This is a genomic window from Bartonella sp. CL436QHHD (genome assembly GCF_042195105.1).
Taxonomy (GTDB): domain Bacteria; phylum Pseudomonadota; class Alphaproteobacteria; order Rhizobiales; family Rhizobiaceae; genus Bartonella.
The window spans coordinates 93419-109884 of the sequence record NZ_JBHINR010000044.1; the positions used below are offsets into that span (position 1 = coordinate 93419).

Here is a 16466-nt window from a genome sequence, read left to right on the forward strand (position 1 = left end):
TTTATAGTCATAATTTACTGTTTGCATATTAAATGAGAGTCCCGAATCACATAAGATTCTCTCATTTCAAACCTGTTTATCTTGAATCAATCAAAATCATTTGCTTGCACGTCACAAGCAGGGCAGATATGTGGATAAAAATGTATGAGAAAGGAGTAGAAATACCTCTTATGAAACGTCTTAATGCAAGAGTTGTCGAAACATTGAAGGGCGGAGCTTGAGTAGCAAATATAAATAATATGATTGCTTTTTATAATAGCGCAGTAAAACTTTTAACGATACCTATTCATATGCTGATCGAACAACACGTGCACGTGCTGTAGATAATTTTGTCATTTTAGATACAAAAAAGATAAGTTGGAGTTATAATGTTAAGCAAAAACTAATAAGAGGAAGGTTTTTGAATTTGAAGAGGCATGCCTCACGCAAAGTTCGTATCGCCCTTTTACACGACAATGGCTTTATTATAGTTGTATCTTCAATGATGGAGTTTATCAGATACCACATATATTCCCTATGGTGCCAGTAGTAGAAAATAGAGTAATACAAATTATAGGCATAGGAGCACGAAGCGTTTTTTCTGTGTTGATAGCTAAGAATTTGCCTAATCTAGATGCAATAGATACAGGTCAATGCTTTCCACGGTATCTTTATAAAAACGTTGAATCTCTGTAACTGATCGTGATGAGAAACAGTCCCTTTTATTTACAAATTCTACAGAAGAAAACACAACAGCTGGTTTACAGAGGCGTGATGCCATTACGGATGCACTTTAAAGCTGCTTATCCTAGTGAGAGCATAACAAAGGCGGTTACAAATTTCTAGATAATGAAAACAATGGAAAAGACTGAGGGTATATGATTAAAATGAGAGGCTTTAAGCCTACAAATATTATAAATTTTATGAATAGTACAGTTATAAAGCATTAAAAGAAGCTTTAAAGTAAATTTACAATATATGGGAGATAATTAATCGTCTATAATAAATTGCGCTCATACTGATAAAAATTATTCTGCTATAGAAATGTTGTTCTTTTTTGAATTTTTATGCGTATTCAAACACTCATTCGTTACAAGCTCAATCTCTTTATCTCTTTCATCTTTATCAAGAATAATAGTATTTTAATATAATAACCCCTTTGCATACAAATAGTTATTTCTTATCTATGAATAGCTTATAATTTCATATAACCCTATGAAGATAATATTTTTATTTATTAATATTTAATGATGTAATTAACACATTCATTCTATATATTATCATCTTTATTTCTATCTATTTATATAATATATTTCTTTTTTCTATAAAAATAAGCTTGAGTTATACATACATAGATCTATCGGTATTTTTTCTACTGTCTTTTTAGCGCACTGAAAGATTGATATCATAATTTTTGTATAATAAAATGCTCTTTCATATAAGCATCGTATATTGAATTATAATAATTGACTATTAACCGCAAATTATATTTTTTTATCCCTTTTAAAAGTGAAAAATATTATTTTCAGACCTATTCATAAGTAGATGAGCCAAGTGAATAAAAAATGTTTGATAATAAGCTTTATCTCTTATGAACTATCTTTAGTACAAAGGGACAACATTACGATTACGGAAATATCGTGATATTATTGGGTATAAAAATCACACTGCCCAAGAGATTTTTGTATTGTATCCTTTCCGTTATGAGAAATGTTAAAAGCAAGGTAGGATATGCTCTCTAGAGCAAATGAGTGAATGAACCACCACGGTTATATGCATTTTTAAAAAAGTAGGAAGTATCTTTGCTTCAAATTTAATAGGCACATTCTAAAAATAAAGGTTCTACCGACTCATTCCAAATAGAATAGTAATGGGACAAAAATTTTTCAGCATCTGTTTGTCCCATTGCAACAACCTCTTCTAGAGGATTAAGAAAATTTGTTTCATCAAAACCATTCGTATCATACTGTTTGCGATTTTTTAAGCCTTTGCGAGCAATAGCGAGAGATTGACGTGCTAACTCTAAAAGAATAGTTTGACGAAAAGGAGTTCTTAACCCTTCTTTAGGAACGCGTTGGCGCAACTCTAAAACTTCTTCAAAACACCAATCTTTTGTCAAAGCCTCTGCCTCATTAAGTGCTTCCCTATCATAAAGAAGCCCAACCCAAAAAGCCGACAACGCACAAATGCGCTTCCAAGAACCGCAATCAGCTCCCCTCATTTCTAAAAATCTTTTTAAGCGGACTTCAGGAAATAACGTTGATAAGTGATTAATCCAATCTCCCATGTTTGGAATTGAATTTGCAACTTGTCCTTTTAATGCTCCATTCATAAACTGACGAAACGTTATGTGTGTACAATCATAGTAACGACCATCACGCACAACAAAATACATTGGAACATCAAGGGCCCATTCAACATAATCAACAAAACCAAAACGCTCAGAAAATATAAAGGGAAGAACGCCTGTCCTCTGATTATCCGTATTACGCCAAATTTCAGAACGCCACGACAAAAAGCCATTTGGGCGCCCTTCTGTAAAAGGTGAACTTGCAAATAATGCTGTTGCAATGGACTGTAGCTTCATGGACACTTGCATTTTTCGCCGCATATCACTTTCAGATGAAAAATCAAGATTAACCTGAACTGTTGATGTGCGATACATCATATTAAGACCATTATACCCCACTTTAGGCATATAATCAGTCATAATCTGATAACGTGATTTAGGCATTCGCGGCGTTTCAGCTAAAGTCCACTTTGGACTAGCTCCAAGACCTAGAAAACCTATACCCAATGGTTCTGCAATTTTTTTGAGAAGAGTTAAATGCTCCATCAACTCGTAATATGTATGGCCTACTGATTTTAATGGTGCACCAGATAATTCAAATTGTCCCCCAGGTTCCAAAGAAATGGCTCCCTGATCAACGGATCCTACGAGCCCAATAATATTCTCTTCATCTAAAATAGGTTTCCATCCTAAGGCGCTTTGCATCCTCTCTAAAAGCGCTCGGATTCCCCTCTCTCCTTCATAAGGAACAGGGTGAAAACCATCTCTATAAAACGGAAATTTTTCATGTTCTGTACCAATGCGCCAATCATCTTCTGCTTTATACCCCCCTTGGAAATAGCTAACCAAAGAATCTAAGTTATAAATTTCACTTTCATCAGTTATATCAAGCGCCATAACTCATCGTATCCTATAATTGGTATCATCATCTTAAATGAATTGTTTAGAATGATTTTACAGATTTCTCAATCCATTGCCCAATCCCCCACGGTAGCATTAAGAAGAGCCAAAGCAGCAACAGCGGCAGTGTCAGCGCGTAAAATACGCGGACCTAATGATATTGGAACCACAAAAGGATGTTTTTTTAAAAAGCTCCGCTCTTCTTCACTAAAGCCACCTTCCGGTCCAATAAGAATACCAGGTGTTGTAACGTCACGCTTTTTAAAAGAAGCTAATGGATTATGCGATTTATGCTCTTCATCACAAAAGAATAAAGGCTGTGTCTTATCCCACCGTGCTAAAAGTTCTGCTAATGATAGAGCAGAGACGCATTCAGGAAGAGATAAAATTCCACACTGTTCAGAAGCTTCAATAACATTGGCTTCCATACGCGCCATATTGATACGCGTAACCTGCGTATGATGCGTCATAACAGGCTGCAAAATCGACACCCCCATTTCAACAGCTTTCTGCACCATATAATCCAACCGCGCGTTTTTGAGTGGAGAAAAGCAATAAATAAGATTGGAATGCGTCGTTTGTAATCTTTCTTGATGGATAAGCTGAACCACAACAAATTTTTTCTTAACAGCAATAAGTTTAGCAAGCCACTCACCATCCTGTCCATTAAAAAGTAAAATTTCTGCTCCTTCTTTCATACGCAAAACATGCACAAGATAAGAAGCTTGTGCCCCCTCTATCTTTATTTCTTCATTCAAAGCCAATGTCTGTCTGATAAATAATCTTTTAAGTTTATAATTTATGCGCATAAAAATTTTGCCAAAGCTCACTATCGTCATCGAGAAAATGAAGAAAAATATATAGCAAAAAGAAAAAATTATATCTATAGAACTATAATATATTAAAGAATTATAGAGTTTTTTTAGCTTTATGAGATAATAATAGGAACTTATAGATCCTTAAGTGATTCTGCTTTCATAAAAGTTTAAATAATGCACCATTCATCTTTGCATTCAGTCATTGATGTATCCGTGGAGGAAAAATATGTCTGCTAAAAAAGCTACAATTATTACGATTACAACCCTCTTAGCCTTTATTTTGATTACAGTGGGAATTGGTTCTGTTGGAGCAGACGGGAAGCATACAATTACCAAAGATGGCTATGGTATTTCTTCTGCGATTCAATAAGCACTGGCCAACATCCTCCTTAAAATTTTAATGTTTTTTAGCAACTTTTCTAAGATTTGCATCAATATTATGAATCTCTTGTATTTGAGAGATTCCATAAGAAGGATTTTTATTCTTCTCTTCAGTCATTTATCTATATCAACCACACTTATTATGACGGAGAGGACGGTTTTTACTGCTTCACGACGAACGGACTTAAAATGAGAGAATCTTTCGATAATGGGAGTTCTGATTTAAATTTAAAAGACAATTTTAAGTTGCAAAAAAACGAATTACCATTATAGGATAAAATATCATACAGATGAAAAACAGATACTCAATCTGCGTCAATGTCTTTTGTAACCCAAAAATTACCATGATTTTGTCCTTTAGAGCTTAGAGAAAATGTAAAAGGCCATGCAAGGCTATCAGCAAGACATTGGACGTCTTTACATAAAGTTTCTGATCTATAGTTTTTGTCTAGTTGTGCCTGTAATATCAGTTCATTTTGCTTCCCTTGCGCCATAGCAGCTGCAATGGTTCCTTGAATGGATAAGCTCAAGTCTGCTGTACGCATTAATGACTCTGTCACCTTCATCATACCTTCTGAAAAGCTTGTCTGAATATCCCAGTGATCAAATGTTGTTGAAAAAGTCTCATTATTCATTAAAAGAAATTGTTGTTTATTTGAAAGTCTTGTTTGTAATTCATTCAGATCATACCCTAATAGCCGACCAGAAGACATCTTCAGTGTTAATTCACCCTGCATTTTCGTGAAAATTTCTGGCCAAGAATCAGCAAGTGTTCGTACCGTTGCAGTAAAATTCGTTTTGCTTTGTATAAATGGAATAAATCCCAAGGTTTCTAAAGTCTCCTGCATATCAATAGAAGCGCCTGAAATATTTCCTCCAATACGCACTCTCTGTCCAGCTGACGTAACTTCAATATTACTTTGCACGGATCCACCAAAAATATTAGCATGTCCAAGATCAAAAATACCATGCCCATCTCTTATTTGTATTGCAGCAGCTAAATTTGTGAGTGAAATATTTCCTATTTTAGCTTGTGGCGCAGAAAGTCGTATATCCACGCCAATACGATCAAAAGTTCTCATGTCAAAGCAGGCATTTTTCTTTTTGCCTGAAAAAAATATTGAACTCAAGAGGCTAAGGTCTAGGTTATCAAAAGCTAAAGAGCCCATGACATTTGGTACATAATCTTGAAAATCGAGTTTTAAAGCTCCTCGCGCATTGGCTTTTCCCATCGTAAATGTAACATTGTTCATTTGGATATGCATTGGCTGCGCTAAAAAATGAGATTCCCATACAATGGGTATTTTTAATTTATGTCCCCAAAACTGATTTCCACCAACCCAAGACAATGTCTGATTCCATCCAGGAGAACGCATCGATACTTTTCCGTCAAAAATATAATATTCAGATAACCGAGCCTTTCCTGTAAAAGTTATTCCCCCACGTACAGAATTGAGACTTGCCCTAATATGACTTTTGCCTCCTGCAAGAAGCAACAATGCTTGAGAAGCATCAATTGATAACTTTGTAAATTCTCCACGCCAACGCGCATCTGCGCGTAACCGTACTTCCTGAGTTGATTTCGGACAATCTAAAGTTGCATTTAATCCTGTTATTTTTTCTGCTGCTCCTGAAAAACTATCGTGATACACAAGAACACCATTTTTAATGACAATCCGCCCAAAAGGTTGTTTTAAAAGTTGCTCTATCTCTGGATGTTCAGGATTATGTTTTAATATTTCACGCGTATTACGTATTGCCAACCCTAATGCACCTTGTGAGCGAGAAAACCGATCAAAAAAATCTGCTATTGTTTTAACAGGCTTTTCCATAACAAATTGAGGACGCATAATCCGCGTCTCTGAAAAAGAAATATGTCCCCAAAGAAGATCGACGACAGAAAGATCAACTTCTATTGATTCAGCTTCCATTAATGGCGCAACATCATCCATTTTTGATGTTAAAGTAACGCCAGAAAGAAATGCTTTAGGATAAGGAAAAAGATGTAATCGCGGTGGATCACGCAATTGCACATTGTAACCCGTCCATGCACTCAAATCCTGCGCTAAACGAATACGAATCGCATCTGTAGAGATAAGATAAGGTAAAACGAGAATCCCCACTCCCAATAAAAAGATAATTGTAATAAAAATTCCGCTCAAAAGTTTTATTATTCTGATGCGCACAATATCCCTCTATACTTATCCCCCTATAACAGATTAAAAACAAACTTAAATGATCATAAAAAGTTTTTATAACCCTATAATTCACTATATCCACTTTGTATCTTCATTATTTTTGTTCTTTATCCAAAATTTATTCAAACAGCAATGTTGCTGCTTCTTTATAAAGCAATTATTTAAAAGTCTTCAAAACTATAAATCCACAACATTATAAAACCATTCTTACTGTTCTCATATGAATATTGCTATAAAACTCTATCGTATTATTAGAAAATGCTTTACAAAAAAAAACAAACAGCCTTACCGAAAGGATCTCTGAATGAATAATATTATCGACGGAAAAAAACTTGCTGAAGAGATTATTGTGAAAGTTAAGGCCGAAACAGCAAAGCTCCGCCATCACTATAATATACAACCTAGTATCGCTGTTATTATCGTTGGAGATNTGTGAAAGTTAAGGCCGAAACAGCAAAGCTCCGCCATCACTATAATATACAACCTAGTATCGCTGTTATTATCGTTGGAGATGATCCTGCAAGTCAAGTATATGTCGCCTCAAAAAATAAAAAAGCCGAAGAATGTGGGTTTCTTTCAATCAAACATGCCGTTTCCAAAGAAACACAAGAAAAAGAACTCCTTCAACTTATTGCAACATTAAATTCTGATCCTAAAATTCATGGTATTTTGGTACAGCTGCCTCTCCCTGCTCATATGAATACAAATCGCATAACACAAGCCGTTGCTTTCCAAAAAGATGTTGATGGTTTTCATTATATTAATGTAGGAAAACTCGCGGCAAATGCACTTGAAGATGCAATTATTCCCTGCACTCCAGCTGGTGCCATGATGATGATTGAACAACATTGTGGGCAAGATTTATCTGGACTTGATGCTGTCGTTGTTGGACGCTCTAATATTGTTGGAAAACCTATGGCTGCCCTTTTAACAGCAGCCAATGCCACTGTGACAATTGCCCATAGTCGTACCCGTGACCTTGATGATGTGTGTCGAAGCGCTGATATTCTAGTAGCAGCTGTAGGCCGCCCACAAATGATTAAAAAAGACTGGATAAAAGATGGTGCAATTGTTATTGATGTCGGTATTAACCGCGTTGCTGCACCAGAAAAAGGTATAGGGAAAACACGTCTTGTTGGTGATGTCGATTTTGAAAACGTAAAAGAAAAAGCTGCTGCGATCACCCCTGTTCCAGGAGGCGTTGGACCAATGACAATTGCCATGCTTATGGTGAATACACTCAAAGCTGCTGCGCGATCACACAATCTGCCTATACCAAAATTCTAAGAATTGTAACAATTCCTTGTATATGGTTTCATTGTATATGATTCAGCTTATTATTTTTGCATTTTTCATGTCATAAAAACAGATGCCCCTTGATCTGCACGATTAACGGATTGACGAAAAACATGAAAAAGTTCGCGTCCAACACCATGTTCGTTTTTTGAAAGATCTGGAGGTATGATTTTTCGCGCGTTAAATTTTGCTAAATCCTCCAAAAGAGTTAATTTACCCTCATGAGCATCAAGAAAAACAATATCACCATCCTGCAGACGTGCAATGGGGCCATTATCCACTGCTTCTGGTGTCACATGGAGGGCAGCAGGAATTTTTCCTGACGCTCCTGACATACGCCCATCGGTTATCAATGCTACCTTTTGACCGCGATCTTGTAAAACGCCTAAAATGGTCGTTAATTTATGAAGCTCTGGCATACCATTGGCTTTTGGTCCTTGATAGCGAATAACAGCGATAAAGTCTTTATTATGCAACACTCCAGATTTAAAAGATTTTTGTAGTTCCTCTTGATCATTAAAAACAAAGACTGGTGCTTTAATCTGCCAATACTCTGGTTTAACAGAGGAAACTTTTATAATAGCTGTTCCCAAATCTCCTGATAAAACACGAAGACCACCATCAGACTGAAATGGCTTTCTCCACCCTGCTAACACCTTATGATCACCACTTTCCTTAAGAGCCGCTTCACGCACCACATGACCATCAGCAGAAAGCTTTGCTTCAATTGCATAAGCATTGAGATCTTTACCAAAAACCGTAGAAACATCTTCATGGACCAAGCCTGCCTCGATAAGCTCGCGAATAATAAATCCCATTCCCCCCGCAGCATAAAAATGGTTAATATCTGCTAAACCGTTAGGATAAATGCGCGCTAAAAGAGGCACAACGGATGAAATTTCTGCAATATCATGCCATGTCAATTTAATACCGCAAACAGCAGCCATAGCAATCAAATGAATCGCATGATTGGTAGAACCTCCTGTTGCATTTAATCCTACAATGGCATTCACAAAAGAACGCTCATCAATGATCATACCAAGTGGACTATAATGATCACCAAGATCTGTCATTTCAAGTACACGTTTCGTAGCTTCTTTTGTTAAAGCATCACGCAACGGTGTATTAGCATTAATAAAAGAAGCTCCAGGCATATGAAGCCCCATCATCTCCAGTATCACCTGATTAGAGTTAGCTGTTCCATAAAATGTACATGTTCCTGGCCCATGATAAGAACGTGCTTCTGATGCTAGAAGTGTTTGGCGATCTATTTTATTTTCCGCGTAAAGTTGACGTATCTTCGCTTTTTCATCATTACCTTGACCACTCGTCATGGGACCAGCTGCTATAAAAATTCCTGGTAAATGACCAAATGTTAGTGCACCAATCAATAAACCTGGCACAATTTTATCACACACCCCAAGATACAATGCTGCATCAAAGACATCGTGTGATAAGCTTATAGCTGTCGCCATTGCAATTACTTCACGCGAAAAAAGGGAAAGCTCCATCCCCGCATTTCCCTGCGTAACACCATCGCACATCGCGGGAACACCACCTGCAACCTGTGCAACACCACCAACCATACGGGCCGACTCTTTAATTAAGTGAGGAAATTTTTCAAAAGGTTGATGCGCTGAAAGTATATCGTTATATGCCGTGATAATGCCAATATTCCCAACAATATTTCCCTTCAAACGCTCTTTATCTATTGCACCACAAGCAGCAAAGCCATGCGCCTGATTGGCACATCCTAAAAAACTTCGTTTGGGGCGATGAACTTGTGCTTTTGCAATACGATCTAAGTAAATTTCTCGTGTTGATTGAGACCGTTCATAAATCCTTCGTGTAACTGTGGCAATTGTCTTGGAAAGTGCCATATTTCTCTCCCCCTTTCATTGTTGCTGCCCCTCATTCATTGAGAGAGATTACGTTTTTATTCACCTTGTGTCGCATATTTTGATTCACTTATTTCATTTTCTGCAGGCGACCAATAAACCTGAACGAGATGAGGGGAATTACGCAAAATTGCCCGAATAGGCATTTCTATTTCAGACCCGTCTTGACAAGCCTCTTCAAAACAATCGCGTTTCTGAAAACCTTCAAAATGGAGAATAATACAACGAGATTGCATAATAACTGGCAAAGTTAGTGAGAGTCTTGGCTCAACAGCACTCTTAGCATGAAGGGGTAAAACAAGTGCTTGTGTTCGTAAATCAAGCGCTTGCTTTAAACGATCAGCATCAGGAAAAAAAGAAGCCGTATGTCCATCCTGCCCCATTCCTAAAACAACAACATCAAAGGGTTTAGGCAAAGTATTAACACGACTCGCCGCTGAAAAAGCAGCAAGTTCAGCAGTAATTGCTTTATGATAAAGCCCTACAAAACGTGCTTTTTCGGCAAAATTTTGTAACAAATGACACCGTACCATATGTTCATTTGAACGTTCATCGTGTGTAGGGACAAAACGTTCATCGACCAAAGTGATAATAATATTTTGCCAATCAATATCCGCTTTTGACAAATAATGAAAAAACAATGCTGGTGTTTTACCACCAGAAACCGCTAAAACTGCTCTCTTGCGCTCAAGAACAGATACACTAAGCTCTGCGGCTACTCGATCTGCCAATGCCAAGGCTAAAGTCTGAGGGGTTTCAAAATCTAAACGGTCAATATTCATTCTATACATACTTATTGCTCTAAACTAAATTGTTCCATATACGCCCATCACGTTCCATGAGGCTCATCGAAGCAGACGGCCCCCACGAACCAGCATTATAACTGTGAACAGGCTGTTTTATTGCTTCCCACCCCTCAATGATTGGATCAATCCAACGCCAAGCAGTCTCAACTTCATCACGACGCATAAACAGTGTTTGATCTCCACGAATAACATCCATTAATAAACGTTCATAAGCATCAGGATTACGTTCAGAAAATGCGGAAGCAAAACTCATGTCTAATGGAATGTGACGAAACCGCATACCGCCATAACTTGGATCCTTAATCATCAACCATTGTTTTACACCTTCATCAGGTTGGAGACGAATTACAAGCCGATTAGAAAAAATTTCATCTAAATCCACATTAAAAATATTATGAGGAATAGGTTTAAAAACCACAACAATTTCAGACATTCTCGTGAACATGCGCTTACCTGTTCGTAAATAAAAAGGCGTATTAGCCCAACGCCAGTTATCAATCTTAACCTTAAGGGCTACAAATGTTTCGCTCTTACTCACTCTTCCCAAATCATCAAAATAAGACTCTACAGATATACCATTTGATAGACCAGAAAGATACTGCCCACGTACAGTATGCTGCCCTACATTATGGACATCAAGCGGTGTTAAAGAATGTAAAACTTTAAGTTTTTCATCACGTACAGCATTAGCACTGTTGGTAAATGGTATTTCCATCGCAACCAAACAAAGTAATTGTAGCATATGGTTTTGAACCATATCGCGTAAAGCACCAGTGCTTTCATAATATTCTGTACGCCCTTCTAACCCTAAAGATTCAGCAACGGTTATTTGAACATGATCAATATAATTGGAGTTCCATAGCGGTTCATAAAGTGTATTAACAAACCGCAATGCCATTAAATTTTGAACAGTTTCCTTCCCAAGATAATGATCAATACGAAAGATCTGCTCTTCATTAAAGGCGCTTGCAAATACATCATTAAGTGAAACCGCTGTTTTTACATCGCAACCAATTGGTTTTTCAATGATAATCCGTGTTTGTGGTGTCACCAAATCATTTTTTTCCAACTTCATCGCAATATCAGCAAAAAGTGACGAACCAACAGCCAAATAAAAAGCTCGAATATCCGCTGAATCTTGTGACAGAAGGAGGGCTAAATCCTCCCACCCTCGATTTGAGGAAACATCAACAGAAACGTAAGTTAAACGTGCAAGAAAACGATTGAGTTCTGTTGAATTTAGATCTTTTGAATGGATATGTTTTTCTAAAGAATTGCGGACAAAATTTTGATATTCTTCACAACTTAAGGAAGTGCGCGAAACCCCAATAATACGTGTTGGCTCACTGAATTGCCCAGCACACTGACAATGATACAAAGCCGGCAAAAGCTTGCGCAACGCCAGATCACCATTGCCACCAAAAACAATACAATCAAAGGAAGAAACTGGAATAATTTTACGCACCATGAACTTGTTTATTTTTCTATTCGATTATGAAATCCCATATCACTTATAAAAGCTTTCATCATTAAAGCAGACAGATACTAAATAAGCCATTAATTTTCTTCATTTCAAGCAATGTTTCCATTAAAGGCGATCCAATAAAGAAAACCAACGCATTGCTAAAAATATAAGCGGATAACGCAAAACTCTTCCCCCCGGAAAAGATGAAATCTTTAAGTCTTGGAAATAGGAAAAACGTTCATATTTTCCAGTTAACCATTCTGCGTATAATTTTCCCACGAAAGGAGCCAGCATAACGCCATGCCCTGAATAACCACCACAATAAGTCATCCTTGAAAAAATTTGGCGAACATAAGGCATGCGTTCAACTGTGATGGCAACCGTTGCTCCCCACCGATGGCTTAAATTGATAGAATGTAATTGAGGATAAATTTCAACAATTTGCCGTTTTATACGTTCATCTAAATTTAGAGGATGCTTATTATCATAACTTTCTACACCACCAAATAAGAGACGATTATCAATGCTTTTGCGAAAATAGCGAACCATAAAACGGGAATCATCAACCGATTCCCCCCCTATAAGAATTGAACTATGCTTTGGTAATGGGTCCGTTGCTCCAATATAAGAGCGAATAGAAACAATATTTTTTTCAATAAAACGCTCCAGACCAAGTTTATACCCATTTGTTGCAAGTAAAACATGCTCTGCTGTTACACTGCCTTTTTCTGTTATTACTTTCCAATGTGCTCCCTTGCGCCTTACGGTCGTTACTTGTGACTTCTCATAAAGCTTAGCACCAGCATCTTGTGCTCTTTTTGCCAACCCAATAATCAATTTTAAGGGATTTATATGACCGGTATCCGCATCATAAATACCACCACAATAAAAAGTTGATCCAAGTCGCTCAAATGTTTCAGCCTTATCCATAAAAGTAAGCGCGTGATAGCCATAACGCTGCATCGCCTCAATATGCCGTTGATAAGAGAGAAGCTCACGCCTTTTATGAGTTACAGAAAGCTGTCCTCCTATCAAATCACACGGACAATTAGGCATTGCGCATAAAGCTAAAATATCTCTTTTAGCTTCTTCTGCCAAATCAAACAGAGCCTTACTTCGCTCAAAACCATACTTTTTTTCTAATGTTTCTACCCATTGCCGTTGCCCTGTTCCCAGCTGTCCACCATTGCGCCCTGAAGCACCATCACCAAAACGTGATGCTTCAAATAAAACAACATCTACTCCAGCTTTGGCTAAATGATAAGCAGCCGAAAGACCCGTAAATCCGCCTCCAATAATGACCACATCACACTGTCTGTTTTCACAAAAAGAAGGATACGATGGACGTTCTCTTAAAGCATCTTCATACCAAGAAATTCCTGGAGAAATTGAATTATAATCAATCATCGTCATAAAATTTAAACATTCAGCAGGAGATATTCACGCTCCCACGGACTGATTACTTCCATAAAAGTTTCAAACTCTTGGCGTTTGATTGCAGCATAAGTACTGACAAACACATCCCCTAAAATAGCACGTATCACTGTATCTTGTTCAAACAAATTGACTGCCTCAATGAGTCCACGCGGCAACTCAATATTATCAGCGTTTACATTATTTGTCGCTGGCTCATCCGGCTCAATTTTTTGTTGCAAACCAATAAGACCACACGCTAAAGAAGCAGCAAGGGCTAAATAAGGATTCGCATCTGATGAAGGAAGTCTATTCTCAACACGCCGCGCTTGAGGAGCAGAACGGGGAACTCGAAAAGCTGTAGTACGATTATCATATCCCCATCGCAAATTAACAGGAGCCGAATTATCAGGAACAAGACGTCGATAAGAATTCACATAAGGTGCAAGCATCACAAGTACCCCTGGCATATGTTTTTGCAATCCACCAATAAAATGGCGAAAACAGATACTTTCTTCACCATTTTCCTGTGTAAAAATATTCATACCGGTTTTCTTATCAACAACCGATTGGTGAATATGCATAGCAGAACCCGGCTGCCCTTGAATGGGTTTTGCCATAAAAGTTGCATACATATTATGTTTTAGTGCTGCTTCACGAATTGTTCGTTTAAACATAAAAACTTGATCCGCTAATTCAATAGGATCACCATGACGTAAATTGATTTCAAACTGTCCTGCTCCTTCTTCATGAATGAGGGTATCAATTTCCAATCCTTGTGCCTCTGAAAATTGATAAATATCATCAATCAAATCATCAAATTCATTCACACCAGCAATGGAATACCCCTGTCCACCACCAATTGAACGTCCAGAACGACCAACCGGTGGAACTAACGGATAATCAGGATCGGGATTTTTTTGTACCAAATAAAACTCAATTTCTGGTGAAACAACAGGGCTTAAACCCATTTTTGTGTAAAAGTGAACCACCGTTCGTAAAACATTGCGTGGTGTGTAATCTACAACCTGACCATTTTGATACACAAGATCACAAATCACCTGTGCCGTAGGAGCATCTTCCCATGGAACAATGCTTAACGTAGAAAGATCAGGCTCAAGGCGTAAATCACCATCTGCTTTAGGATATTCAAAACCATGACCATCTTCCGGATAATCCCCTGAAATTGTTGCCATAAAAACTGCTGAAGGCAATGCCAATGATGTTTCCGATGTAAATTTTTTAGAAAGCATCATCTTGCCCCGTGGTACCCCTGCTTGATCAGGCGTAATACATTCAATATCCTCTACCTTACGGAAAGCAAGCCATTGTGAAACTTGTTCCCAATTGTGCACACCACGTAAACTTTTGAGAAAACGAGAAACAGGTTTAAAATTCTTACTTTTCGTTTGTTTACCATTTTTTACATCCATAACATACCAACTTTAAAAACAATCAAGTCCTATTCTTATTGTATCAGCCCATGCATAAACGACACGAAAAAAATTTATCAACTGATATTTTGAATAATACTATAAGATCCATCAAGGTAAAAGAACTTTACGCTCAACAAGCTATCCTATCACCATAGTGAAAAAAATGATATTGCACGCGATACATCGGTGCTAACCTTCTCCTTATATAAAACAGCGAGAAATACCATATTGTACGTAACCTAATTCCGATTCAAATAATCATATATAAGCAAACATTGGTGAGAATAATAAAGGCGAGATATTTAATTTCCTTTTGGTTGTCGCAATGCTTAATTAAAAGAAAGGAAACTTTTCTTTTAATATGAAGCAAGTTTTGTAACTCTATTGTTATCCACATAGAAGTAAACACCCTAGGATGGTGAGTAGCCTTTACAGCTAGTGCTTACAAACACTCACCCCGCCATAATATGCGTAAATGTATTTTCAGGATAAGTCATACGCTCAGCATTTCCGATATGAAACTTAACCATCGCCTGCATAACAGAGCTATCAACCTTGTTCTGAGCGGATGGTACAAACTCTGCACTTATATCAATTTCCACCGCTTGACATTGCACTTCGCACACAATATTTAGAGCTGAGAATCCAGTAGAGCATACCAAATCCAATAGATAGGAATTTTTGCTAATTGCGCCATGCGTGATCCAACATTTGATAGTCTCCAGCCCACTAGGAGGTGTGTTATTTATATCTAAAAAGCCAAAAAATCAGGATATGAGAACACAATAATATCAATTTCCTTTGAACTAAAGTCCTTCATCGTCGATCTTCCACCATCGTAAAATCTTTTTTGTATCAGTTGCTTTCACATACTTTGACTTATGACCTAATGATACTGTGCAGATTGAGTACACATCCCCAGAGCCCAGATTGTAATTAAGTTCGTACCACTCTGCTCTTTTATAGAAAATAAATAACCATAATCTTCAGATATAATATGCCTAGATTCAATAATTACCGTAAGCTTATGTAAATCACAACCCAATTGTGATAATGCCTCATAAATTTTACGAGAGTATTCGTCATTGATCGTCACGGCATCGCAGAACGCTGTGGAAGTCGGATATCCCCCGCCTAGACTGATAAAACTTTTTTGATCCTTCAATGCGTAAATATCCTTTCCAGCCTTAGTTAAGGTGGATACTATTAACTCAGTCGAATTCAAATTAGAGCCCACATGCAAAGGCGCCCCATTAAGCCTAATCCTATTGGATTCTAGCAAAGATAATGCGGCACGTAACTCCGCCGCAGTCATACCAAAACGCAATCTATCCCCGTTTGCCAGTACATGGCACAATCTCAATGAAATTTTAGGCAATATGTCAAAATGGCGGGCAAGAGCGATGATGTCATGTAATTCGATAATATTATCACACTGGACATTTATATGTTTTCTAATAGATAATTCTATCTCTTCTCGAAGTTTTACAGGGATATCAAAAAATATATATCTACCTTTAAAATCATCTTTTTGCACTAATGATATTTCATAACCAGACGCAAATTCCAAGTCCCAGCAACATAAC

Annotated in this window: 11 protein-coding genes and 2 pseudogenes; 3 read left to right on the forward strand and 10 right to left on the reverse strand. The window is 37.4% G+C overall.

Annotation, left to right across the window (positions count from 1 at the left end; all coding sequences use genetic code 11):
* Window positions 1–227 precede the first annotated feature (227 nt).
* A pseudogene (locus ACFIKN_RS06540) lies at window positions 228–807 on the forward strand (type ISP restriction/modification enzyme); the annotation flags it as partial.
* A 985-nt stretch (window positions 808–1792) separates the two neighbouring features.
* Here the strand turns inward: ACFIKN_RS06540 and ACFIKN_RS06545 are convergent.
* Window positions 1793–3166 (reverse strand): glutamate--cysteine ligase, encoded by a 1374-nt coding sequence (locus ACFIKN_RS06545; RefSeq protein ID WP_273790385.1) that lies wholly within the window; start codon window positions 3164–3166, stop codon window positions 1793–1795.
* Between the two features lie 68 nt (window positions 3167–3234).
* Entirely contained in the window at window positions 3235–3978 is a 744-nt protein-coding gene (locus ACFIKN_RS06550; protein ID WP_273790384.1) for a 16S rRNA (uracil(1498)-N(3))-methyltransferase, read from the reverse strand.
* A gap of 235 nt (window positions 3979–4213) precedes the next feature.
* On the opposite strand from ACFIKN_RS06550, the gene ACFIKN_RS06555 reads away from it, so the two are divergent.
* Window positions 4214–4357 (forward strand): hypothetical protein, encoded by a 144-nt coding sequence (locus tag ACFIKN_RS06555; RefSeq protein WP_273790383.1) that lies wholly within the window; start codon window positions 4214–4216, stop codon window positions 4355–4357.
* 316 nt (window positions 4358–4673) lie between these two features.
* Here the strand turns inward: ACFIKN_RS06555 and ACFIKN_RS06560 are convergent, their stop codons facing one another.
* Entirely contained in the window at window positions 4674–6554 is a 1881-nt protein-coding gene (locus ACFIKN_RS06560; RefSeq protein WP_375658104.1) for an AsmA family protein, read from the reverse strand.
* 316 nt (window positions 6555–6870) lie between these two features.
* Between ACFIKN_RS06560 and folD the strand changes: the two are divergent.
* Window positions 6871–7853: pseudogene (gene folD / locus ACFIKN_RS06565) on the forward strand (bifunctional methylenetetrahydrofolate dehydrogenase/methenyltetrahydrofolate cyclohydrolase FolD).
* 65 nt (window positions 7854–7918) lie between these two features.
* Here the strand turns inward: folD and edd are convergent.
* The 7 genes from edd to ACFIKN_RS06600 all read right to left on the reverse strand — a co-directional run bounded on the left by edd (window position 7919) and on the right by ACFIKN_RS06600 (window position 16450).
* Entirely contained in the window at window positions 7919–9742 is a 1824-nt protein-coding gene (gene edd / locus ACFIKN_RS06570) for a phosphogluconate dehydratase (RefSeq protein ID WP_375658105.1), read from the reverse strand.
* A 56-nt stretch (window positions 9743–9798) separates the two neighbouring features.
* The gene (pgl, locus tag ACFIKN_RS06575) at window positions 9799–10551 is read right to left on the reverse strand and encodes a 6-phosphogluconolactonase (RefSeq protein ID WP_273790379.1); all 753 of its coding nucleotides are present in this window, start codon (window positions 10549–10551) and stop codon (window positions 9799–9801) included.
* Window positions 10552–10561: 10 nt separating this feature from the next.
* Entirely contained in the window at window positions 10562–12034 is a 1473-nt protein-coding gene (gene zwf, locus ACFIKN_RS06580) for a glucose-6-phosphate dehydrogenase (protein ID WP_375658106.1), read from the reverse strand.
* Window positions 12035–12154: 120 nt separating this feature from the next.
* Window positions 12155–13438 (reverse strand): NAD(P)/FAD-dependent oxidoreductase, encoded by a 1284-nt coding sequence (locus tag ACFIKN_RS06585; RefSeq protein WP_375637536.1) that lies wholly within the window; start codon window positions 13436–13438, stop codon window positions 12155–12157.
* Window positions 13439–13449: 11 nt separating this feature from the next.
* Window positions 13450–14877 carry a glutamine synthetase family protein gene (locus ACFIKN_RS06590; protein ID WP_273790377.1) on the reverse strand — a complete coding sequence of 476 codons (1428 nt, stop codon included), beginning with the start codon at window positions 14875–14877 and terminating at the stop codon, window positions 13450–13452.
* A gap of 455 nt (window positions 14878–15332) precedes the next feature.
* On the reverse strand, window positions 15333–15548 hold the full coding sequence (locus ACFIKN_RS06595) for a class I SAM-dependent methyltransferase (protein ID WP_375658107.1): 216 nt from the start codon (window positions 15546–15548) through the stop codon (window positions 15333–15335).
* Window positions 15549–15766: 218 nt separating this feature from the next.
* Window positions 15767–16450: a hypothetical protein gene (locus ACFIKN_RS06600; protein ID WP_375658108.1), complete on the reverse strand. Its 684-nt coding sequence runs from the start codon at window positions 16448–16450 to the stop codon at window positions 15767–15769.
* Between the last annotated feature and the right edge of the window lie 16 nt (window positions 16451–16466).

Excerpts from the sequence above, each read along its gene's own strand:
- ACFIKN_RS06545 (WP_273790385.1), bottom strand. The coding sequence starts at position 3,166 with ATGGCGCTTGATATAACTGATGAAAGTGAAATTTATAACTTAGATTCT.
- ACFIKN_RS06550 (WP_273790384.1), bottom strand. The coding sequence starts at position 3,978 with ATGCGCATAAATTATAAACTTAAAAGATTATTTATCAGACAGACATTG.
- ACFIKN_RS06555 (WP_273790383.1), top strand. The coding sequence starts at position 4,214 with ATGTCTGCTAAAAAAGCTACAATTATTACGATTACAACCCTCTTAGCC.
- edd (WP_375658105.1), bottom strand. The coding sequence starts at position 9,742 with ATGGCACTTTCCAAGACAATTGCCACAGTTACACGAAGGATTTATGAA.
- pgl (WP_273790379.1), bottom strand. The coding sequence starts at position 10,551 with ATGTATAGAATGAATATTGACCGTTTAGATTTTGAAACCCCTCAGACT.
- zwf (WP_375658106.1), bottom strand. The coding sequence starts at position 12,034 with ATGGTGCGTAAAATTATTCCAGTTTCTTCCTTTGATTGTATTGTTTTT.
- ACFIKN_RS06585 (WP_375637536.1), bottom strand. The coding sequence starts at position 13,438 with ATGATTGATTATAATTCAATTTCTCCAGGAATTTCTTGGTATGAAGAT.
- ACFIKN_RS06590 (WP_273790377.1), bottom strand. The coding sequence starts at position 14,877 with ATGGATGTAAAAAATGGTAAACAAACGAAAAGTAAGAATTTTAAACCT.